This is a genomic window from Cohnella sp. GCM10020058, assembly GCF_042683485.1.
In the GTDB taxonomy this organism is placed as follows: Bacteria; Bacillota; Bacilli; order Paenibacillales; family Paenibacillaceae; genus Cohnella.
This window is the reverse complement of sequence record NZ_JBHUJV010000001.1, coordinates 588,271-609,576: the sequence shown is the minus strand read 5'-3', so window position 1 is coordinate 609,576 and position 21,306 is coordinate 588,271. Positions and strand designations below refer to the sequence as shown.

15 protein-coding genes are annotated in these 21,306 nt (G+C 55.8%); 3 read left to right on the top strand and 12 right to left on the bottom strand.

Annotated elements, in window-relative coordinates; translation table 11 throughout:
• Positions 1 to 11: 11 nt before the first annotated feature.
• From ACFSR7_RS02385 to ACFSR7_RS02370, 4 genes are read right to left on the bottom strand one after another with little or no spacing between them, the layout of a single operon-like run.
• Positions 12 to 764 (bottom strand): amino acid ABC transporter ATP-binding protein, encoded by a 753-nt coding sequence (locus ACFSR7_RS02385; RefSeq protein ID WP_378158801.1) that lies wholly within the window; start codon positions 762 to 764, stop codon positions 12 to 14.
• Complete coding sequence (locus tag ACFSR7_RS02380) at positions 757 to 1,467, bottom strand: amino acid ABC transporter permease (protein ID WP_378158800.1); 711 nt, start codon at positions 1,465 to 1,467, stop codon at positions 757 to 759. The genes ACFSR7_RS02385 and ACFSR7_RS02380 overlap by 8 nt, the downstream gene beginning before the upstream one ends.
• On the bottom strand, positions 1,464 to 2,177 hold the full coding sequence (locus ACFSR7_RS02375) for an amino acid ABC transporter permease (protein ID WP_378158799.1): 714 nt from the start codon (positions 2,175 to 2,177) through the stop codon (positions 1,464 to 1,466). The genes ACFSR7_RS02380 and ACFSR7_RS02375 overlap by 4 nt, the downstream gene beginning before the upstream one ends.
• 12 nt (positions 2,178 to 2,189) lie before the next feature.
• A complete protein-coding gene (locus ACFSR7_RS02370) occupies positions 2,190 to 3,044 on the bottom strand; it encodes a transporter substrate-binding domain-containing protein (protein WP_378158797.1) in 855 nt (284 codons plus the stop codon).
• A 234-nt stretch (positions 3,045 to 3,278) separates the two neighbouring features.
• On the opposite strand from ACFSR7_RS02370, the gene ACFSR7_RS02365 reads away from it, so the two are divergent.
• Positions 3,279 to 3,854 (top strand): TetR/AcrR family transcriptional regulator, encoded by a 576-nt coding sequence (locus ACFSR7_RS02365; RefSeq protein WP_378158796.1) that lies wholly within the window; start codon positions 3,279 to 3,281, stop codon positions 3,852 to 3,854.
• Between the two features lie 87 nt (positions 3,855 to 3,941).
• Entirely contained in the window at positions 3,942 to 4,856 is a 915-nt protein-coding gene (locus tag ACFSR7_RS02360; RefSeq protein WP_378158794.1) for an NmrA/HSCARG family protein, read from the top strand.
• Positions 4,857 to 4,954: 98 nt separating this feature from the next.
• Here ACFSR7_RS02360 and ACFSR7_RS02355 read toward each other — a convergent pair whose 3' ends face one another.
• From ACFSR7_RS02355 to ACFSR7_RS02345, 3 genes are all read right to left on the bottom strand, one after another.
• Positions 4,955 to 5,701 carry a DUF4367 domain-containing protein gene (locus ACFSR7_RS02355; RefSeq protein WP_378158792.1) on the bottom strand — a complete coding sequence of 249 codons (747 nt, stop codon included), beginning with the start codon at positions 5,699 to 5,701 and terminating at the stop codon, positions 4,955 to 4,957.
• Positions 5,682 to 6,245 (bottom strand): sigma-70 family RNA polymerase sigma factor, encoded by a 564-nt coding sequence (locus ACFSR7_RS02350; RefSeq protein ID WP_378158790.1) that lies wholly within the window; start codon positions 6,243 to 6,245, stop codon positions 5,682 to 5,684. Before ACFSR7_RS02350 ends, ACFSR7_RS02355 begins: the two co-directional genes overlap by 20 nt.
• A 598-nt stretch (positions 6,246 to 6,843) precedes the next feature.
• Complete coding sequence (locus tag ACFSR7_RS02345) at positions 6,844 to 9,507, bottom strand: family 78 glycoside hydrolase catalytic domain (RefSeq protein WP_378158788.1); 2,664 nt, start codon at positions 9,505 to 9,507, stop codon at positions 6,844 to 6,846.
• 136 nt (positions 9,508 to 9,643) lie between these two features.
• Between ACFSR7_RS02345 and ACFSR7_RS02340 the strand changes: the two genes are divergently transcribed.
• Complete coding sequence (locus ACFSR7_RS02340; RefSeq protein WP_378158787.1) at positions 9,644 to 10,537, top strand: helix-turn-helix domain-containing protein; 894 nt, start codon at positions 9,644 to 9,646, stop codon at positions 10,535 to 10,537.
• 37 nt (positions 10,538 to 10,574) lie between these two features.
• Here ACFSR7_RS02340 and ACFSR7_RS02335 read toward each other — a convergent pair whose 3' ends face one another.
• From ACFSR7_RS02335 to ACFSR7_RS02315, 5 genes are all read right to left on the bottom strand, one after another.
• Positions 10,575 to 11,012, bottom strand: a complete 438-nt coding sequence (locus ACFSR7_RS02335) for a hypothetical protein (RefSeq protein ID WP_378158786.1) — start codon at positions 11,010 to 11,012, stop codon at positions 10,575 to 10,577.
• 327 nt (positions 11,013 to 11,339) lie between these two features.
• Entirely contained in the window at positions 11,340 to 12,218 is an 879-nt protein-coding gene (gene rarD / locus ACFSR7_RS02330; RefSeq protein WP_378158784.1) for an EamA family transporter RarD, read from the bottom strand.
• 139 nt (positions 12,219 to 12,357) lie between these two features.
• The gene (locus ACFSR7_RS02325; RefSeq protein ID WP_378158783.1) at positions 12,358 to 16,821 is read right to left on the bottom strand and encodes a discoidin domain-containing protein; all 4,464 of its coding nucleotides are present in this window, start codon (positions 16,819 to 16,821) and stop codon (positions 12,358 to 12,360) included.
• Between the two features lie 151 nt (positions 16,822 to 16,972).
• A complete protein-coding gene (locus tag ACFSR7_RS02320; RefSeq protein ID WP_378158782.1) occupies positions 16,973 to 19,612 on the bottom strand; it encodes a DUF5695 domain-containing protein in 2,640 nt (879 codons plus the stop codon).
• Positions 19,613 to 19,629: 17 nt separating this feature from the next.
• Positions 19,630 to 21,261, bottom strand: a complete 1,632-nt coding sequence (locus ACFSR7_RS02315) for a hypothetical protein (protein ID WP_378158781.1) — start codon at positions 21,259 to 21,261, stop codon at positions 19,630 to 19,632.
• Positions 21,262 to 21,306: the final 45 nt, after the last annotated feature.

Sequence of the window (21,306 nt, the reverse complement as noted above, 5' to 3'; positions counted from 1 at the left end):
TTGACGGCTCCTCAGATGTTAAATTCAACCGGCTTCAGTATTCGTTTCAAAAATTGCCGGGTTCGTTCTTCCTTCGGCCGGACCAATACTTCGTCAGGCTTGCCTTCCTCTACAATGACGCCGCCATCCATAAAAATCACTTTGCTCGCCACATCCCGAGCGAACGAGATCTCGTGCGTCACGATCATCATCGTAATGCCTTCTTCAGCGATTTTTTTGATGAGCGACAATGCCTCCCCGATCAATTCCGGATCCAACGCGGATGTCGGCTCGTCAAAAAGGATCACTTCCGGGTTCAGCGCCACCGCTCTGGCGATGCCGACCCGCTGCTGCTGCCCGCCTGAAAGCTGGGACGGATAATAGTCGTGCCGATCCGCCAGTCCCACCTTTGCCAACGCGTTTTTAGCGATTTCGATAGCTTGCGTTTTAGGCATTTTTCTCCCGACGATCAAACCTTCGGCAACGTTTTCCAAAGCCGTCTTATTGTTGAAAAGATTGTGATTCTGGAAAACAAACGCCATCTTCTTCCTTAACGCGACGATGTCCCGCCTTTTCGCCTTATTTAGCTCGACGGTCTTTTCGCCGATGGTGAGCGTGCCCCGATCGGCATTTTCAAGGAAGCAGATGCTTCTCAGCAGCGTCGTTTTGCCGGAGCCGCTAGCGCCCAGGATTACGACCACCTCGCCATCGTCGACATGAACGTCCACGCCGTTCAGGATTTTGTTTTTCCCGAAGGCTTTATGGATGTTTTTAATTTCAATCATGCAGCGCCCCCCTGTATTTTCCGATGCGCTTTTCCAATGCTTTTCCGAGAAACTCGATACAGAGACTGAGTCCCCAGTAAACGAGGGCGGCGGCCAAGTAAGCTTCGAAATAGCTGAAATAAAGGTTGGCGTACTTCAAGGCGCCGTTCATCACGTCAACGACCCCGATCAGGATGACAAGGGACGTCGCCTTCATGAGCGCAATGACGATACCGGTCAACGACGGCACGAATACAAGCATCATCTGCGGCAAAACGATACGCCGAAAAGTCTGCCAAAAAGTTAATCCGACCGAATATCCGGCCTCATACTGTCCTCTGTCTACCGAAAGGAGAGAACCTCGTATAAACTCGCTCATCTGAGCGATCGCAGGGAATGACAGGGCGAAAATACCGACGTAAATGCGGCTGACATCCCTGATGGTAACGGTCAAATGCAAGAGGCTTGCGATGCCGTTAAAATGCGTGACGAACAAAAGGCTGGATACGACTAATATCAAGTTGATCGGAATCGCCTTGAACGCAATGACGAATCCGTCTGCCAGATGCGATAGGACCGGAATGCGATAGGTACGAACGGCCGCGACCATGACGCCGAAAAACAATCCGATAACGACAACCGCCGACGTGATAAGAAGCGTAATGGGGATATACGATACGGCGCTCTTGAAGGCTTGCCAAATCAGTACCGGTTGTATGTTCATATCGATCCGCCCACCGATTTCCTTCCATTGCTCGACTTCTTAATGAGGACCGCGGAGAGCCTTTCCAGAATAAAACTGGCTGAAATAAAAATGAGGGCGGCGTCCGCATAGCCTTCCAGCGAATGCTGCGAGCTGTAGCTGATCGTCGTAATCATGCCCATCATATCGGTGACGCCAAGCAAATAGGCGAGTCCGGTTGCCGGGAGCATGCCCACGACCATGGCGCTTAGTCCCGGCAGCAGCACGCGGAATGCTTGCGGCATCACGATCCTTCGAAACGTTTGAAATCCGGTAAGACCTACCATATGCCCCGCTTCGGTCTGGCCGCGCGGAACGGATAGAATGGCGGCTCGAATGTGTTCGGCAAGGAATCCCGCTTCATTAAGCCCGTACGCCAAAAACACGAAGATCAGTTTATTCCAGCCTGAAGCGATGTTGTAACCGAAAAGGGCGTTAAATAGCAGCGGCAGTCCGTAATAAACGAGAAATAAATGAATCAAGATCGGGGTGCCTCTAACAAAGGAGATATACACGACGGCCAATTGATGCAGCACCGGAATCTTTCGAATGCGGATGATCGCCAATACCGTTCCGAGCGCCAGCGCCAATGCCGTCGACACGACGACGACATACAGCGACACCGGGAACTTGGACAATATTTTTGGGAAGTACTCGACTAAGCGTTCAAACGAGAAAAAATCGCTGTCCATCCGTGCTTCCGGTCAATCCGGTTTGACGGTAACGTCAATACCCAATATTTCTTTGGAGAGATTACTGAGCGTTCCATCTTTGAGCAAATGGTTGATCGCCTCATCGATATCCTTCTGCAGCGGCTCGCTGCCATAGTTGAACAGGAGATACGTGCCGTTTTTCTTGCCGGCGTCGTAGAACAAATGACTTCCCGCAATATCGAATGCATCCGCGCCGTATGCTTCCAGCAGCGCTTTATCGTTCAACGGCTCTCCGAAGAGCGCATCGATCGCGCCGCTTTTCAAATTGGCCAGCTGCTGCTCGACCGTTCCGGTGTCCCAGACCACCTCGATCTTACGGTCCGGATGCTGCTCGTTATATTTTTCTACGTCGCCGGCAACGGCAGCGCCAGGCGCCAATGCTATTTTTAAGCCCCCAAGGTCCGCCTCGCTTTTGACGACGATCCCCGAACCTTTCTTGACCTTTAACGTATAGCCGGCATTCTCATAGTTGCTTGCCTCGCCGTAAAGGTACTTTGCCGCTCGCTCTTCCGTCCAGCTGGCGTGAACGGCAAGGATATCGAAGGACTTCGTATCCAGACCGACAAAAGCGGCCTGAAAATCGGTGATGGGCTCGTATTTGAAAACGTATTGCGGCAGAAGATCATCGATTTTGACAAGCGTCTCATAATCGTAGCCCGTCCATTTTCCGCTTTCATCCAGGACGCTGATTTTAGGTATACCATTGACAAGACCTACCGTAATCGTCTCCGGCTCGGATGCTTCCCTATCCTGTTCGGCAGCATCGGATGTACTTTTGTTATTTCCGCAAGCGGTGACGGTTAGGAAGATGACAATCGTAAGCGCGAGACTCATCCATCTCTTCATTTTCTAAACTCCTCCATGTTTCGTATAGTCTTAGTGTTCAACCTTTCTTACTTGGTTTTAACGACGAACGACTTCCTTGCTCATGAGCGCATAGCGAATTGCAATTCTAGAAATCATATTATTACCAAGGAAATGCATTGTCAATACTTCGTTAACAATAAACATTACTACGGTAATGAAATGCTATTTAGAGGTTAAATGTTTTATAATAATCGCAAAGGAGTTGGCGCTTGGATGAGTACGAGAGGTGCAACCAAAGAGGCGATTTTGTCTAAAAGTATCGAGCTATTCAATAAATATGGCTTCGAACAGGTTACGATCAACCAGATTTGCAAAGAGATCAATGTGACGAAGACTGCGTTCTACTACCACTTCAAATCGAAAGACGAATTGATCTCGGATTTTTTCTCGTTTGAAAACATGGTCTCAAACGACGATTTGCTGGACATTCTCTCCGTCACGGATTTTGCCGATCAGGCCATGAAGGCTATGGAGATTTTCGTCAAGCACATCGTTCGTCTGGGCGTTGAAATGACCAAAGAAAATTACAGGATCCACCTTCGCAGCCAAGTGCCTCCGCTCGATAAGAGCCAATCCGCTTTGCTCGGCAGCGTGATTCCAACGCTGATCCAACGGGCGAAAGACGCAGGTCAAGTCAAAAATCCGGCGAATGCCGAAGATTTGCTCGAATCGATGTGCAACATCGCCAGCGGGGTCATTCTAAACTGGGCAATTATGGGCGGCAGCTTCGATGTGCTGGCGGAGACCAGGAAGCGATTTGAAATCTTACTGGTCGTCAATGAGAAATAAACGAGCTTAACATTACCTATGTATTGACTTAACTTTACCGCGGTAATATAATCCGATTATTCCTTCATCAGATTGGAGTGATCGGATTTGGAGTTCAACCATTCAAGATTAATACTGGTCATAGGCGGCACGGGTACGCAAGGCGGCCATGTGGCCCGCGAATTGTTAAAGCACGGTCATCGCGTACGGATCCTAACCCGGAACCTGGCGTCGGCGGCTTCGCAAGCCATGGCAGCCAAGGGAGCGGAAATGATCCAGGGCGACCTGGCCGACCCGGCCTCGCTTGAGCCTGCCATGCAAAATGTGTCGGCCATTTTTTCCGTTCAGTACGCCGATCCGTATGATCAGACGATCGAGCCGCGAAATGCCGCCAACATGGTGCAGGCCGCCCAAAAAGCCGGCATCGAACAAGTCGTGCATACCTCGGTTGCCGGCAGCGATCTTTTTCCACGATGGGACAAACACAAGTATTTGGTGCAGACTTGGGAAAATAAATACAATATTGAAGCGCTCATCCGAAACGGCGGTTTCAAGTATTGGACCATCCTGCACCCGGTCTGGTTCATGGAGAATTTCGTGGCGCCCCATTCCGTCATCATGGCACCGGAATTAAAAGACGGCGTTTTGTTCGGTACGCTGCAGGAGGACACGCCCTTAAAGCTGAATTCGGGGGAAGATACGACCCAATTCGCCCGCGCCGCATTTGAAAATCCGCAGAAGTTTCACGGTAAAGACATTAATGTCGCAAGCGACGAGCTGACAATGACGGAGATCGCGCAGACGTTAAGCCGCGTTCTCGGTAAAAAAGTAGCTTATGAAAGGACAAGCAGCGAGGAAACCCGAAAGCGCGGCATGCTGGAAGGAACGGTTTACTTTATGGAATGGCTCGAGGCCGTGCCGGGCTACGGATTCGATATTCAGGAAACCAGGCAGTACGGCGTTGCGCTTAAGTCTTTTGCGGAGTGGGTCGAGGAGAACAAGCATCGGTTTGAAATCGATTGATTTTACTCGGATCTCTAAAGGTCGCAAAACGTTTAAAACCGCGAAGCAGTTTGCTTCGCGGTTTTTCGCAATGGCGTGTTCGGGTTTGCGGTCTCACCTTACGGCTTCGCCGACTCGGCGATCTTCATCGCTTCTTCGGACGTAATGTGACCGACGATGCCGTATTGGATGCCGTCCTCCATCCAGTACAATTCGGTGAGCTCGGGCTGTGCGAATACGAAGCCGTCTTCGCCGTTAACCTGCGTCGCCGTAAACATCTCCGCCGGGAATACGGCAGTCATGCGGCTTGCGGTGAACGTGATCGTCTTCTCTCCCGATGCGGAAGCGTAGGTGAAGATCACGTCCCTAAGCGGTTCTCCTGCCATCCCCGCCCCCTGAATGCCGGTGAGCGTGAATCCCTCCGGCACGGCCTCCGGTGCGAGCATATTCGCGCCGAACGAAGCTTTTGCTTCTTCGGCGGTGGCGAAGGACGTCGAGATGAGCTGCGACAGCTCGGAGCCGGCAGCGCCTGCATTTCCTGCATTTCCTGTGCTGCCTGCATTGCCTGCATTGCCTGCATTGCCTGCGTCGCTCGAAGGCGAGGCTCCGATCGGGCTCTGCGCTGGCGCCGGCGCGGATGTATGCTGAAGCGTCGGCATCCCCACCATCAGAAATACCGCCAATGCCGCTGCCGCCACGCCTGCCGCCCATACATTCCTGGAGACGCGTCTGCGGCCCGCTTGCGAAGAAGCCGCCTTTTGCCGAATGTTCTGTTTAAGCCGGTCCGTCAATTCCAAGTTGGAAAAAAGCACATCGTCGGTCTCCTTGGCCATATGCATACGCAATTCACGATCCATATCCGTCATGTTTGGTCTCCTCCTTGTTCATCGCCCGAGCCAGCGCCTCGCGCGCCCGATGCAGCCTGTTGCGTATCGTTCCTTCCGGAGCTGCCGTCGCCTCCGCAATCTCCTTGGTCGTGAGCTCCAGATAGTAGTACAGGTACAACGCTTCTTGGAATGGAATAGGCAAGCGCAGCACGTGCTGCAGCACCTCGCTCTTCTCCAGCCTTTCAAGCGCCTCGTCCTCTACGTTAAAAGTTCTGCCTTGTTCCAATCGGATCGGATCGGTCGGCTGTTCGGTATACATCCGTACGCCCGTCTTGTCCCGGCATACATTGACGGCGATCGTCGTCAGCCAGGTCTTCACGGCACTGTCTCCCCGGAAGGACGTCCAATTCCGGTAAGCCCGCAGGAATACCTCCTGGCTGATATCCTCCGCAAGATGCCGATCCCTTGTATAAAAATAAGCGGTACGCATAACGACTGTCCCGAGCGCTTCCATAAGCTGCTCCAGCGCCTCGGCTGGATCTTTCGAAAAGCTTTCTTTGGAGCTTAAGCCGGCCGGCTTCATGCGATCGTCACCTCCACCCTATTAGACGGCCCGAGTTTGATTTTCGCTGCATTGGACGATTGGTTTGCCTATAAAAAAAGAAGAGACTGACCTGAAAGCCCTTCTAACGTTGAAGCTTGGCCGGACCTTGGCGCTAGCTTCGGCCAAGAGACACTGCACAGCGTTACATGGCTGGCCGCTGAAGCCAATCGTAGCAAAGAGACGCTGTACAGCGCCTCTTCGGGGAATCTCGCCGCCAATCACGGCAAAGAGACGCTGTACGGCGCTTCTTCGAGGGCATCGCCGCCAACCGCGGCAAAGAGACGCTGTACAGCGCTCTTGGGGGATCTCGCCGCCAACCGGATGGGGCGTAACTGGCTATGTGGCTCTTTATCGAGCCGCTCTATATAGAGCCTCTTCGCCTTGGTTTGTTAAAAGTCTCACTATGCAGCTTTATGCCCACCATTTATTATCCTCAAAATCCGCTCAATCAAGCTGTCATACACTAAAACGCAAAAAAGGATGAAGCCAGAGATACCTTTGCTTCATCCTTTTTGCGTATACCAGCTATTAAATTATAGAGGCTTTTGAGAACCTCCCGACTTGTCTAATCTTTTATTTATTTTTTAACCGTAAACCGATACGTTCCCGAACCCACGTTCAGCGCTAGTCCCTCCGCTGTCTCCGCAACGTTCGAGATACCCTGCACATCCTCAAGCGGCTGTTGCGATTCCGTCGCATTCGCCTTGCTCGCACCCGGCAGCAGGACGTTCGCGGCGGCGTTGGCCGGCACCGCGATCTCGTAGTCGATCCCGCCATCAGGTCTGCGATGCCAGGCCGACCGGATCTCGCCGTACGGCGACTCAAGCGTCGCGTCAGCGAACTGGAGCGAACCGCCCGGCACCGGACGAATCTGAATTCGCTTGTATCCGGGTTCGGAGGCGTCCGCGTCGATGCCCGCAACCGATCCGAACAGCCAGTCGCCGATCGCGCCGTATGCGTAATGGTTGTACGAGTTCATATCGTCGCTCCAGAAGCTGCCGTCCGGCTTGATGCCGTCCCAGTGCTCCCAGATCGTCGTCGCGCCTTTGACGACCGGGTACAGCCACGACGGGTATTCGCGCCGCTCGAGCAGCTTGTAAGCCAGGTCGGCGTGTCCGAACCTAGACAGCACATGACAAAGGTAAGGCGTGCCGACGAATCCCGTGGTCAGCTGGCTGCCCGCTTCCTCAATGAGCTTGGCAAGCCGGTCAGCCGCTTGATGCCGCGTGCCCTCCTCCAGGAGGTCGAACATGAGCGCCACCGCATAGGCGGTCTGCGTCGGAGAAGCGAGCCGCCCGCTAGGCGTAACGTATTCCGCGCGGAAGGCGCGCGCGACGTTGTCGCGCAGCTCCGCGTACTTGGCCGCGTCGTCCGCGAATCCGAGCACGCCCGCGGACTTCGCCAGCAGCCCCGCCGAGTGCGCATAAAAGGCCGTCGCGATCAGCTCCCGCGGCGTCGCGCCGATATAGCTGTTTTCCTTGGCATCGAGGCCGAGCCAGTCGCCGAAGTGGAAGCCCGTGTCCCACAAAAATTCGCTCTCGCCTTGGGCACGGATGTATTCGACCCAGCCCTTCATGCTCGCGTACTGCTCCCGCAGCACGCGCTCGTCGCCATAGCGCTCGTACAGCACCCACGGAACGATCGTAGCGGCATCGCCCCAAGCCGTCGAATTCGCGCCGGCAATCGGGACGTCCGGAATGACGTGCGGTACGCCGCCGTCCGGCTGCTGGTCGGCGGCCAGATCGCGGAGCCATTTCGCAAAAAAGGTCTGGACATTGCGGTTATACGTCGATGCCCGCACGAACGCCTGCGCGTCCCCAGTCCAGCCGAGCCGCTCGTCCCGCTGCGGGCAGTCCGTCGGCACGTCGACGAAGTTGCCGATCTGGCCCCATACGATATTGTCCGCCAGCTTGTTAATAAGCGGATCGGAGCAGCGGAATTGCCCCGCAGCCTGCAGATCGCTGGTCAGCACGCAGCCGACGAATCGGCCCGGCAGCTGCTCGGGTGGAATGCCTTCAATCTTGACGTAACGGAACCCCTGGAACGATAAGGACGGCTCGAACGTCTCCTCGCCTTCGCCCGAGCAAACGTAGGTGACGGTTTGCTTGGCGGCGCGCAGATTGCCCGTGTAGAAGTTGCCGTGCTTGTCCAGCACCTCCGCATGGCGCACGGTCACGACCGTTCCCGCCTTGGCCTGTACAGTGAACCGGACCCAGCCGACCATGTTCTGCCCCATGTCGAGCAGCGTCTCTCCGCTCGGCGTCGTCACCACGGAGATCGGCACGATCGTATTCACGATTCGTACCGGCTCGCTCTCCTGCGCGACAAGCGCCGACTTCGGATGCGAATACGGCGAGACGCTTCCCCATTCCGAATCGTCGAATGCCGGCTGCGACCACGATTTGCACTCCAGCCTGGCGTCGTAGTGCTCGCCGTCATAAAGCTCGGACCAGCGAAGCGCGCCGTCACTGCCCCGCCAGCTTCCGTCCGAGCCGACGATGGACTCGGTGCCGTCGGTATAACGCACCTGCAGCAAGACAAGCGCGGCTCTGGTATCGCCGTAGTATCTCTTTTTCTCCCAGCCCAGTCCGCCCCGGTACCAGCCGTTGCCAAGCATGAAGCCGATCGCATTATCCCCTTCGTTCAGCAAGGCCGTGACATCATAGGTCTGATACTGCAAGCGCTTCGTATAACTGGTCCATCCGGGGTTCAGGCAGGAGTCGTCTGCAGCCTCGCCGTTGACGAACAGCCGGTACATGCCGAGCGCCGTTGCGTATATGCGGGCGGAGGCAACCGGACGGTCCAGGCTAAAAGCCTTGCGCAAATAAGCGACAGGTTCATGTCCGTCTTCAATCGCGGGCAGCGCGTGAGAGATCCAATCGGCTCCCGCCCATTCCTCCTCGGACAACAGCCCCGTCTCAAAATAAGCGGCTGGGCTCCACTCGGATGCTTCGCCCTGATTAACCCATACTTTCACACGATAAAAATACCGCGTGCGCGAACGCAGCGTCTCGCCTTCATAAGTTATCGCGACCGAACGCCCGTCGGTCACCCGCCCTGTATCCCATGCGAGCCCGCCTTCAAACGAGCCATCCTCCGCGACCTGAATGCGGTACGCCTCCTGAGCGATCCCGCGCCGTTCCGAACGCAGCTTCCAGCCCAGCCGCGGCGCCTTGTCGTCTATGCCCAACGGGTTCAACCTGGTGTTGCAAGACAGTCCGTAAACTTCGATCTCCGCCATTCGTTCATGCCCCCATACCGTCGATGAATTACCGATCCTGATTGCAGTTTAAAGCGCTTCAGTCGGCAAATACATTGGTGAATCGGACAATTTCCCATGGTAAAATGGACATTAGAACGTAAAACGGGGGCGTGTAATGAAGAAGTCGCAATATACGTTGAAGGGCAAAAATCTGTTCCGCGGCGGCCTGCGCATATTCGTGAATCGTATCGAGGAAAACTTTTTCGATTCTCAATTGCACGAACACGATTTTATCGAACTGAACTACGTTGCCGAAGGCACGGGGTATCAGTATATCGGCGAGCAGGCGCTGCCCGCGACACGCGGCGATCTGTTCGTCCTCCCCGTCGGCTGCTCGCACGTATTTCGCCCCTACTCCGCGGACAAGCGAAGCAAGCTAGTCGTCTACAATGTCGTGTTTTCGACTTCCCTATTGTTGGAGATCGCCCGGACCGCCCCCGAGCTCATGCTCGACGACATCCTGGCAGCGCTGTCCGAGGATACGACCGAAGCGGGCATTGCAAGGGATAAACGGCTCGGACTCGAGCCGCTCTTCGAGCGGATCCACGAGGAGCACGCCGCCCTTCGTCCCGGCGCCTCCGCGATGCTGACCGCGTTGCTGACGCAGATCTTGATCGAATGGACGCGGCTGCGCGAAATGGCGAACGGCGCCGGTTCCCCTGCGGCCGCCGCCTTTGACTTCGGCGAAGCGGTCGCTTACGTCCGCGAGCAGGCGCTCGAGCCCTTGACGCAGCGACAGGCCGCCGAGCGATTCGGACTGAGCGAACGGCACTTCCAGCGTCTGTTCGTACGTCATACCGGGCAGACCTTCCATACGTTCGTTCAGCGTCAGCGCGTCATGACCGCATGCCAACTGCTTCGCGATGCGCGCCTGAAGCTCGACGCCATCTCGGGCATGGTCGGTTATCGGGACACCCAGTCGTTCACGAGCGTGTTCAAGCGCATTGAAGGAGTGACACCGGGGCAGTATCGGAAGAGGTTGGCGGGGGATTCAATAAATGCTATTTAATATAAAAACCCGCAGTTTTGGCCGCGGGTTTATCCTATTAATTTACTTGTAGAATATATGAGTTGGTGGAACTGTAGTCCGAGGAGGTGTGGGGGAATACTCTTATATATACGAGATCCCCCGGGTTTAGTGTAAAACCGAAAAATCCACCTTCCAAACCACCAGCACCTTGATCGGCAAATCTCTCATTGCTATAAGTCCCGGAAGACGAAATTCTGATTACATCAAAATCTAGATTAACACTAATAGGGCTTAGGAGCCTTGGGGTAACAATTTGACCGCTTGATGTGTTGTTTTGGACAACATACCAATCTTGGTCGCTTCCGGCATCAATATACCCTGATAATACCGCTCCTTTAGCAATCGGATTGGCCGTCTGCGGCGTGTCGTATTGCCCTGATGTAGCGAATGCCGATTGTGCGCCGAAAGCCATCATACAAGTTGCCATCAAAAGTACAATTCTTCTCTTTTTCAATTTGCGCACCTCTTTCGAAATATTTGGGATGTGTCCCCAAATATAGAAGACTTATCAACTGGCAAAATAGTTGCATGATTAAAAATTTTTCCATAACAGAAAATGGTCGGTGTATCCTACTTCCACTTCAATTCATAAACAAAATACAATTGACGGCGCATGAGGTAACAAATGATCATGCTATAGGCTCATTGTTCTCGGAAGCTAATAATGCTTGTCTCCGCTAAACCGCTCCGTCGTATTTCAAAGTTACCGCAGCAAACGAAAACGACCATCACCCGTAAAATGGAAATGGCCGTTTTCATGAAACCGGAATAAATCAGCCCCCTAGCTCGCCTTCGCAAGCCTTGCGCCGCGCATCGACGCCGCAGCGTAAACGAATAGCGCCGTCCAGATCAACGCGAAGCCGACGAGCAGCACCGGCGAGACCGATTCCTTAAATACGGACACGCTCAGCAGCAGCATGATCGTCGGTCCGATGTATTGGACGAAGCCTAGCGTGGACAGCGACATCCGGGCGGCTGCCCGCGCAAAGAAGAGCAGCGGCAATGCAGTGACCACGCCGGACAATAGCAGCTCGACGAATGTAGCCGCAGGCAGCGTCCAGGCCGTCGTCTTGCCCGCCGCGGCTAAGTAGATCCAATAGCCGAGCGCTACGGGCAGGACGACGGCCGTCTCCGACAGCAAGCCTACCGAAGCGTCTTGCCGGATTTTTTTCTTCGCGAAGCCGTACAAACCGAACGACGCGGCCAGCGAGATAGCGACCCAAGGGAACCGCCCGTAATCGATCGCGATGATGAGCACTGCGGCGCCGGCGATGGCAATGGCGAGCCACTGGCCGCGGTTCGGCTTCTCGCGAAGGAAGGCGACAGCCAGCAGCACGTTCAGCAGCGGATTCAAATAGTAGCCGAGACTGGTCTCGACGACGTGGCCGTTGTTAACCGCCCATATGAAAATAAGCCAATTCGCGGCGATCAACAGTCCGCTTGCAGCGAGTGGAAGCAAGAGCGCGCGGCTGGTCGCAATTCGCTTGATATCGCCCCAGCGGCGCTGAAAGGCAACGAGAATGCCCATAAATACGAACGACCAGACCACGCGATGAGACAAAATCTCCCCCGCCGGCACGTCGTTAAACAGCTTCCAATAAAGCGGGAGAACGCCCCACATGATATATGCGATTACGGCGTTGACCAACCCGTTGTTCATAACCGATTTCCCCGCTTCTCTCTCCGATGTCTGAACGGATTATACGCCTCGCTCGAAGCTGAAGCAAAGGAAATAATTGGTCTTCGTTCGGTTGGACGCGGTTCCCGGTCGGCAGGTGCGCCGTCCTACTTCCTCCCTCCTACTTCCCGTAAACCTCAAAATCTCTGATTCTCGCATAATTCGCTTGCCCGTCCTGCGCCCCCTGCGTTATATACAGCCTTACATACCGTCCGCTGGCCGCGATGTTTCGATTGGTGATGTCCGCGGTGTTCCCTGTCACCGAATCCACGTCCGTAAAGTTGGTTCCGTCATTGCTCACCTGGAGTTTGAAGTTTTTCGTATTGTATGCCGCCGCATCGCCTCCCGAATGGGCATGCTTGACCACCCATCTGGAAAGATTGTATACCCGGCCAAGATCAACGCTTAACCAATGCGGGGCTGCGTCGATGCTGCACCAGTGATTGGTCAGCAAGCCGTCTACCGCATTCGCGGGACCGCTGCTCGCGTCCACTTGCCCGCTCGCCGTCGCCGTTTTGCCTAAAGTCACATTTTTCTGGATAGCACCGTAAACCTCAAAGTCCCTTATTCTCGCGAAATTCGACTGTCCGTTCTGCGCGCCTTGGGTAATATAGAGCCTTACGTACCTTCCGCTAACGGCGACATTCCTGTCCGTTATATCCGCCGCATTGCCGGTTACGGTATCCGCATCCGTAAAATTTACGCCGTCGCTGCTTACCTGCAGCTTAAAATCCCTCGTATTAAATAGGGCATTATCCCCGGCCGAATGCGCATGCTTGACCACCCATCTCGAAATGCTGTAATTTTGGCCCAGGTCCACTGTCAGCCAGTGCGGCGCGTTGTCGATACTGCACCATTGATTGTCTATAGACCCGTCCACAGCCTTTGCCGCCGCAGATTCGGCATTCACCTGGCCGCTCGCCGTCGCCGGCTTGTTCAATACGATATTGTGCCTGTTCGTATCGATCTCCGCATGGTACAACCTCGCCCCCATATTACTATCCGCCGCTCCGTCCGTAAATTTCAAGTAGATCTGCTTGCCTGGATTGTTGGACAACAAAGCGTTCAGATCCACAGTGACGTCCGCTCTCGGCATAACGTTCCCCGGGTCGGCCAGCACCGTCCAAGTCGCGTTGTCGCGGGAGCCGCTCACGATATAATCCCCGCCGATATCCAGATAGGCGGTCGCATCGGATACGGCATCGTCCAGGTCGAACTTGTAGGTCCAGGAATTTGCCGCGCTTGCATATCTGGAATTGCCGTCCATGACGGCGCTCCCATGGTCCTCGAACAGCACGGAGCCCTCCGTTCCTTTGCCGTTTGCGGGGAAGCTCAAGTTGGACAAGTTCGCAATCAGGGACTGCCTGTATAATCTGAAAAAAGCGTATTGGTCGACGACCTCGAAATTTAACGCCGGAAAATCGGCATGCAGGGCGTCAATGGCATCCGCAAGCTGCTTGGGGTCCTGGATCACCGTTCGGAAGAAATAAAATTGTTCGTTCGGAAGAATGGCGGACATGTAGTCGTGAAAGGTTTTTTCCACGAAGCTGGCGGACTCATTAATAAAAGGACTGATGACCGGCACGTAGGGTACGCCCTGTACGAGCTTTTTTTCAGCGCTTGTCCAGCCTGCGCCGTTTGGAACAAGCTCGCTCAGAGCGTCATACGTTTCCGTAGTCATAGGCGCGTCTTCGGTAACAAACAAAAGCCCCGTACTATCGATGTCGAACTTGTTTAATTCGCCCGCAAGATACGTCTTATAGGATTGCAAATAGGCGCTTGGTATCTTCTGCAGATAAATATAGGCGCCGCTTGAATCGCTGCCCGTAAAATAGTCCTTTTGCGTCGCTTCTGCATACAGCTTATTAAATACCATAGGCACCCGTTTGGAGACGACGGGCGATACGGGCCACGAGAGAGGAATTCTGCCTCTTCCGTTCGTCTTGTCCCAGATGCCCGGCAGCAGACTGCCGGCCCATGCGGCGTTATCGTAATCTCCCATATAGAGCATGATATATTTTTTGGCGGGATCGTATGTCACGCTCGAATCCCCGTCGTTCGACTGATGCAAATTGCCGTCCAGCAGTATGTCCTGGTACACGGATGCATTGGCTAACGATTCCATTCCGATCGCATCCGCATCGAACTGGATGAGTCTTTGGGAAAACATATGGCCTTGGGCGATTTCCACGGAGCTTACCGTATCCGCAGACGCATCGACGAAATCGGTATATTTATATTTCCAGGGCAAGTAGCCGCCGGCCGTTATCGGGTCGGTGCCCGACTGTGCTCTCGCAGCATCGAGTATCGCGGATAACGTGTTATAATCGGTCCCCAACGGCTGATTGGGGTCATCGTTCGGCTTATGCAAGACGGTGCCGGGATTGCGCTCGGGCTGCAGGTCCAGGAAAAAGGCTTTATTTCGGATGAAATAATCCTTGACGATCAGCCCGCGGTCGTTGAGTTCGCCCTCGCCCTCGGTACTGTTGGGATAGGCGATATTCCCGCTTTTATCCGTGTTTGTCGTCCAGGCATCGATATAGTAGGCCAGCAGCCGGGCGTTCGCCTTGCCGGTGTCGATATACTTCTCTTTGGCCCATATATAGGCATCATTTTTTTTGCTTCCGGTAGACGGCGCGGATGAATTCCAGATCGTGCCGCTCCCTGTAAATTTGCCGTTCAAATAGACCGACGGGGTGAGTCCGAACGAGCTTCTGCCTATGATATCGCTATAGAGGCTGTTGGCGGACGCATCGTATCTGACCGGCAGCAGATCCTCGATGCCTGCAATCGTGTTCGCTACGTTCGAGGTCGAAGGTACGGCTTCGTCCCACAATACAAGCCCGCCGAACTTGTAGGCGAAGGCATCGATCAGCACGAACGGATCGGTAACGGTTATTTTGGTCTTGCCGGCTAACAGATTGCCCGGGTCCGTCAGGTCGTCCAGCCAGTAATCGGCCGAATTATAGCCGGACAGATATTCAAGGTTCGTCGAGAAATATTTATATAAAACTTTTGGGCCCCCGGTATCCCTGTTAACGACGCCTTGCAAGGCCGTTAGCAATGTAATCATATCGTAAGCGTATTTCTTGTAGAGCTGCGTACTGAACGACCTGTCGAAGGCGTTCGGATACGTGGTGTTCGTATAACTGCCTGCGCCGATAAATCCTTTATAGCTCGCATCGACATCCGCAGCGCTCGCCAGCACTTCGAAGGCCACGGTGTTGTTGGTTTGCACTCCTCCTGTATATCCGTCGTTCTTTAAAACGACCCTGTTGAATTTCATCACGCTGCCCAGATCGATCTTGAGCCAGCTTGCAGGCGTGCCGGTGCTCACCCAGCTTGTCGCGGCATTCCCGTCGATCGCTCTTCCCGGAACATTCGCCCCGTCGTGACCCGAGCTTGCGATGACCGTTTTGTTCGTCAGGAGATTTCCCTGGTCGTACAGTTCAAACTCGTAAATATTCGCATGCAAGTCCCCGTTCTGGCTGGGCGTCGTTATATTCAGTCTGAAGTACCTGCCGGTTGCGCCGGTTATCGATCTTTCGGTTACCGCGCCGGTATTCCCGGACACGCTGTCCGCATTCGTAAAGTTCACCCCGTCCGTGCTGACTTGAAGTGCGAAATCCCGCGTATTTAACGAAGCCGGCTCTCCCCCCGCCTCAGCATGTCTGACCGCCCATCTCTTGATCGTTTTCGTTTGCCCCAGATCCACCGTGAGATTGCTGTTTGCCGACGCGCCGCTGCTCACCCATTTGGTCTCGGGCGCGCCGACGATGGACGATCCGCCGTCCACCGCGGCCTCCGGCCTTGTCGTTGCATTCAGATAGCTCGATGCCGCGACGCTTTTGGCCTGCGCCAGATTGTAATAGAGCTCGAATTCGGGCACCCTCGCCGTCGTGTTGAACGCGTCGCTTGAAGGTCTGCTAATATTTAATTTAATGTAACGACCGGAAGGGATGGCGGATTCCGCCAAATATTCCGTGGCCCTGCCGGGATAAAAGGATTTCGGGTCGCTGTTGATATAGCTTTGCATATCGAAATAGTAATAATTGTTGGAGCTTGGATGCGTATCGTTAAACAGTTCCACTTCCAGTATTCTTACGATTGAGTCCATTCCCTGATTGGGGGCGGTAATAAGTATTCGTACATACCGGGCCGTCTGCGGCGAAAGGAGTCTGTTCGTGATTCCCTGCGTATTCCCGGAGACGGTATCGACGTTCGTGAAGACGCTTCCGTCATTGCTGATCTGAAGAACGAAGTCCTTCGTATTGTAGGCCGGATTATCGTTGCTGGCCTGGGCATGCTTGATTCGCCAACGGTTAAACGTCGATGCCGCACCTAAATCGATACGGAGCCAACGATCCCCGGTACCGGTGTTGTACCAGCCCGTTCCGTAGCTGCCGTCGACGGCCAGTTCGGGGGTAATGCTGCCGGCCGAAGCGGTTACGGATTTGTTCAAGGCCAGATTCGGGCTGGAGGCGAAAGCGACTTGAGGCGCAAGCATTCCATGGGTGCCGAGGCCGGAGTACGCGACCAATAATAACGCTAGCAGAAGGATGCCTATCGCTTTTTTGGGACTCATTTATCATTCTCATTCCTCTCGATTCATCGATTTAAAAGCATTTAAAAGCGTCATTCCAAAAATGAAAGGGGATCGCTAAATAAACTTATCCTGAAAACCTCGATTTCCAGGATAAGCTGTAAAGTAATCATCGATTCAAACGTTAGCCGTTCTAAAGTGAATGGGCCATCGCGATATCGATGCCGAATTCGCCGCCGACTGATAAGACGGTCGGATAGTCGACGGCATATTCCTCCTCTGCAACCGGTCGGAGCCGGACGGCCGTTCCGTCGACGGCGGCACCGCTCGGCTTGACGGGCAGCCGAAGCCGCAGTTCGCCGGCCGAGACGCTGCAGCCGACGTCTTCGCCCATGCCGATGCGAACGCCGTTCTTTCCGCTGCCTCGGATCACGATCCGCAGTCCCCCTGTCTCGCCGTCGAAGACGATCTCGCCGATGGTGCCGGACGAGCAGCGCGCATCGCCCCGCTCGACACGCCCGTTCTCGCCCTCGAAATGCCAGGACACCCGTCTCCCCGCGCCTGCAAGCGGCACGAACCGAAGGCCGGCGCCGGACGGCTGCCGCGCCAGCTCGCCAAGATACCCGATTTCTCCGTGCCGGGGCGAGGCGTAGGCGAAGGCCTGCAGGCCCAGAAGCGTTCCGTACAGGCTCAGCCCGACATCGCCCGTGCATACATGATCGCCGAAGTTGGGAGATTCCTGCTCCCAGCAATAGCTCATGCTGGCCCGCCCGTCCCCGTGAATCTTGGCCGTGGAGCCGAGCAAGCCGCCATAGATGAGGGACAGCAGCGCCGGATCGGGCTGCAGAACGCCTTGCCGGACCATCATCAGAAGCGCGCTGGAATTGAGCGGGCTGGTATAATGATGGCATACCTCCGCAAAGTCGGTCCCCGCATCCCACCAGCGGATGTCGCTGCCCTGCCACCACCAGACCGGCTGTTCGCCGCGCACGGCCTGCATCGCTTTGCCAATCGCCCCAAGGCATTCCACTTCCTTAAAATAGTCGGCGTAATAAGCGATACATTCGTAGCCGGTATTGTCGTACGGGCATTCCGAGCCGTAGGACACATCGCCCCGGAACAGCTCGTCCGCGTGCCGACGAACCCGGATGAGCAGGTTGTAGTACATCTCCACCTTTTCTTCCTCTTGCAAGCTGCTAAGCAAGTCGAATATCCGCTGTCCGCCCATCAACCCGGTGATCAGGTCCATCGGACGCGAAGCGTCGAACATTTTCATCAGCGTCCGGTATGCGAAGTCCAGGTATTGCTCGGCTGTGTACGCTTCCGTCATGCCGTATCGCTTGGCGATGCGGTACATCGAATAGTAAAGATTGGCGACGTGCATGTAATTGTAGGAGCGGGTCGTATCGAATTGGAAAAGCCACCACTTCACTTCATCGTTGTCCGGATTTTGCAGGTAGCGGCGGACATAATCGACGATATACCGCTCCAATTTGGCGATTTGTCCCCGATTCGGATACAACGCGTTTTTCTCCGCGACGAACATGCCGTCGGTGATGCCGCCTTCATAGGAACCGTTGCCCCACAGGCTGTCCTCCTTGGCATACAGTCCTTCGCCCTTGAATGCCTCGAAGTCGCCGAGCGAATACAGGAGAATGGCACCGTTCAGGACGCTGCTCGCGTCGTGCAGTACTTGACGATCGACAATAAAGTCCGCGCGGCGCTCGAACAACTCGGGCAGCGGCGCGGTCACGCGAAAAAGCAGCGCCGCGGGCTCGGCTGCGCCGTCGCCGGCAATCCGCACCAGCTGCTCGCCCGGCTCGCGGAATTTGAACGTCCAGACGCGGCCATCCGTGCTCTCCCGTTCGGACACTGCGTCAAGCTTGTTCGCGTCCAGGAGCGAGAGCTTGCCGCGGCCCTTGGCGACGATCCGGAACTCGGCGTCGATCGGCCCGGTCATTGCGGGCACCGCGTACGCATCGATTTTGCCGCTGTTGACCAGCACCTCGGCCAGGCCGCTCCGCCGCTCGACGAAGCCCAGCCGGAGACGCCGGACGGCGGTCTCTCCCGGCCCCAGACGAATCCCGCTTGCTGTCAGGCCGGGCAGCAGGGGCTTCAATCCGTTCGCGGCCAAATAGCCTTCGGCGTGAAGGAACAGCAGGCTGCTGCCCGGCCAGGCGTGGTTGGGAATGCCCGGCCTTTCGAGATCGATCGTGCCCGGGAACCGGGAGACGTGCTCGAATCGGGTATCCCCGAGCGGGATGCAGTACAGCAACGGTTCGTTTCCGCTCAGGCTTTCCACCAGCTGATAGCCGTGCGCGCCGCCAGGATGGACATGCTCGTAGTGCAAGTGCCCGTACAGGTAGCGCTGGTCGTAGCGCCATGGACAATAGTAATTGTTAATCGGCGCCGACAGCGCCAGCTCGGCGGCTTCGAGCCCGCGTTCGCCGGCCGTTACGGCTAGTTCGATCGTCAAGGTATCGGCCTCGATGCGGAACGACTTGACGACCCTAACATGCTCGTTTTCGTATGCGTAGGTTTCCGCCTCTCCCGGCTCCCGCCGGAAAGCCAGCCACTGCCGGTAATAAGCAGGCGCTTCCGGCGGACGGTCCTCCGGCAATCGGTAACCGAGCAGGATGGCCGAGTAGCCTTCTACTTTGTTCGGGGCGTCGGATCCGATCAACGGCAGTTCCATAGGTCCGGCTACATAATTTTCCTGCCTTGGATCGCCGGCATAGCCCAGAAAAGCGATCTCTCCGTTGTCCGGATTTGGACGAAACGTCAGTCCGATGCCGATCCCCGCCTCATTCGGCGCCCTAGTCGCAGCTGTCATTCCCATCCCTCCAATGGTCAAAATGATACGCCTGCGAGGCCCGGCAAATGCATGCGCCACGCCTTGGCCTTGGCGATTTGCGCTTCCGCCTCGTCCGCGTGCCGAGTCAGCGTATCCGCCACGATCGACAGCGTCGGAATCACCTCCGGCGTATCGCCGGACGGGAGCTGCCCGCCGGAAGGCCACGCCCATTCGTGCACGCCGCCCGAGCCTCGGCCCGGCGCCGGATGGGCCAAATAATGCGTTTGCCTGGCATAACGGTATAGCGCGTATTCGTATGCACCCGGGGCGCGTCCTTCATGGAACAGGCTGAATGCGCCCCATAGCGCATCATAGCTATTCTCGCCGAACAGCAGCAGGTCGGGATAACGGCTCTTCATGGCCGCCGTCCACGCCAACGTGCCTTCGTACGGCGAATGGATCGGGTCGTTGATCCAGTAGCTCGACACGTCCAGGAAAATGCCGTCCACCCGGTAGGTGTCCACCAGATGCGCCGCCCGCTCGATCATATGCTCGCGAAAGGCCGGATGGCCAAGATTAGCCAGCACGCTGTTGCTTTCCACGGACAGGTCGTAATCCCAATCCACCCAATTGATGCGGCTCTCCGTTCCCCAACGGTCTCGCGCCGCAACGTCCTGCAAACCGAGCTGTTCGGCATATTGCAGGTTCAGTCCGTTGGCGCCGAGCATCGGCACGATCCGGAAGCCGAGGCGATGCGCCGTCGCGACTAAATTCGCGAACCCCTCGGCTCCGCCCATCGCCTCGCTCGGCTCGTAAATCGGATAACGATGATAGTAGCGGCCGTCCCAAGCCGGGAGAAAAGCCATTGCCTGACGGGCAGGCATCCGCTCCGCAATCCATTCCAGACTGCCTTCCATCTCCGCGAACGTCTGGTATACATGCCCTGTCCAGTGCTCGCCGTGCAGGATCGTCACCAGCTTGATCTCGTCCAGCCAAGCCGGGACGTCGGACCGCCGCCCGTACGGCACGATATTAAAGTGCGACTCCAGGTCGGCGCATCGCTCCCGCACGATGTCGGCCGGCTCCTCGCAGCGCCCGATGTGCCAGGGCGGCGCATCGATCTCGAACGTATGGCGTCTGGCGTCTTCCTGATGGACCAAGTCGAGCACGTTGCCTTCCAGGTACGGATCTTCATGCACGGCGAAGCTTTTGCCCCGGACGGCGCGATCCTTCGACAAGGCGTACCAGGTTTGTCCCTTTCCGTTCTCGACGAAAACCAGCGGCATTTTCATGATAAAGCCGGGATATGGCTTGGCTGCGATGCAGCCGCCGGACCCAAGCGTCTCGCGCCTGTTCTGATCGTAGGTGAGCGCCGTTACTTCCAGTCCCAGCACCTCGAGCATGATCGATTTACATACCTCAGAGGCATGACTCCCTCTGGCCGTTACGATGTAACGCCCATCCGCTCCACGTGCGATTTCAAGCCCGATCGCGCCTTCCGCCCGCCGCTGGTTGCCCGCCCAGGACAACCCGCTCGCCGTAAGCGATACGCGGTCCGCTTCCCTGCGCACTTCGACGCGCTGCGGATCGGGTGCGTATACATTATTCACCGTGAACAAACGGACGGCGAACTGCAATTCGTCCAACCGGACAAAGGTGTCTTTAAAATCGTAACCAATCGTATACAACCGCATCTTCCTCCTGAATCGCCGTCGCTGCGATCCGCGAATTTT

Excerpts from the sequence above, each read along its gene's own strand:
- ACFSR7_RS02385 (WP_378158801.1), bottom strand. The coding sequence starts at position 764 with ATGATTGAAATTAAAAACATCCATAAAGCCTTCGGGAAAAACAAAATC.
- ACFSR7_RS02380 (WP_378158800.1), bottom strand. The coding sequence starts at position 1,467 with ATGAACATACAACCGGTACTGATTTGGCAAGCCTTCAAGAGCGCCGTA.
- ACFSR7_RS02375 (WP_378158799.1), bottom strand. The coding sequence starts at position 2,177 with ATGGACAGCGATTTTTTCTCGTTTGAACGCTTAGTCGAGTACTTCCCA.
- ACFSR7_RS02370 (WP_378158797.1), bottom strand. The coding sequence starts at position 3,044 with ATGAAGAGATGGATGAGTCTCGCGCTTACGATTGTCATCTTCCTAACC.
- ACFSR7_RS02365 (WP_378158796.1), top strand. The coding sequence starts at position 3,279 with ATGAGTACGAGAGGTGCAACCAAAGAGGCGATTTTGTCTAAAAGTATC.
- ACFSR7_RS02355 (WP_378158792.1), bottom strand. The coding sequence starts at position 5,701 with ATGACGGATATGGATCGTGAATTGCGTATGCATATGGCCAAGGAGACC.
- ACFSR7_RS02350 (WP_378158790.1), bottom strand. The coding sequence starts at position 6,245 with ATGAAGCCGGCCGGCTTAAGCTCCAAAGAAAGCTTTTCGAAAGATCCA.
- ACFSR7_RS02345 (WP_378158788.1), bottom strand. The coding sequence starts at position 9,507 with ATGGCGGAGATCGAAGTTTACGGACTGTCTTGCAACACCAGGTTGAAC.
- ACFSR7_RS02340 (WP_378158787.1), top strand. The coding sequence starts at position 9,644 with ATGAAGAAGTCGCAATATACGTTGAAGGGCAAAAATCTGTTCCGCGGC.
- rarD (WP_378158784.1), bottom strand. The coding sequence starts at position 12,218 with ATGAACAACGGGTTGGTCAACGCCGTAATCGCATATATCATGTGGGGC.
- ACFSR7_RS02325 (WP_378158783.1), bottom strand. The coding sequence starts at position 16,821 with ATGAGTCCCAAAAAAGCGATAGGCATCCTTCTGCTAGCGTTATTATTG.
- ACFSR7_RS02320 (WP_378158782.1), bottom strand. The coding sequence starts at position 19,612 with ATGACAGCTGCGACTAGGGCGCCGAATGAGGCGGGGATCGGCATCGGA.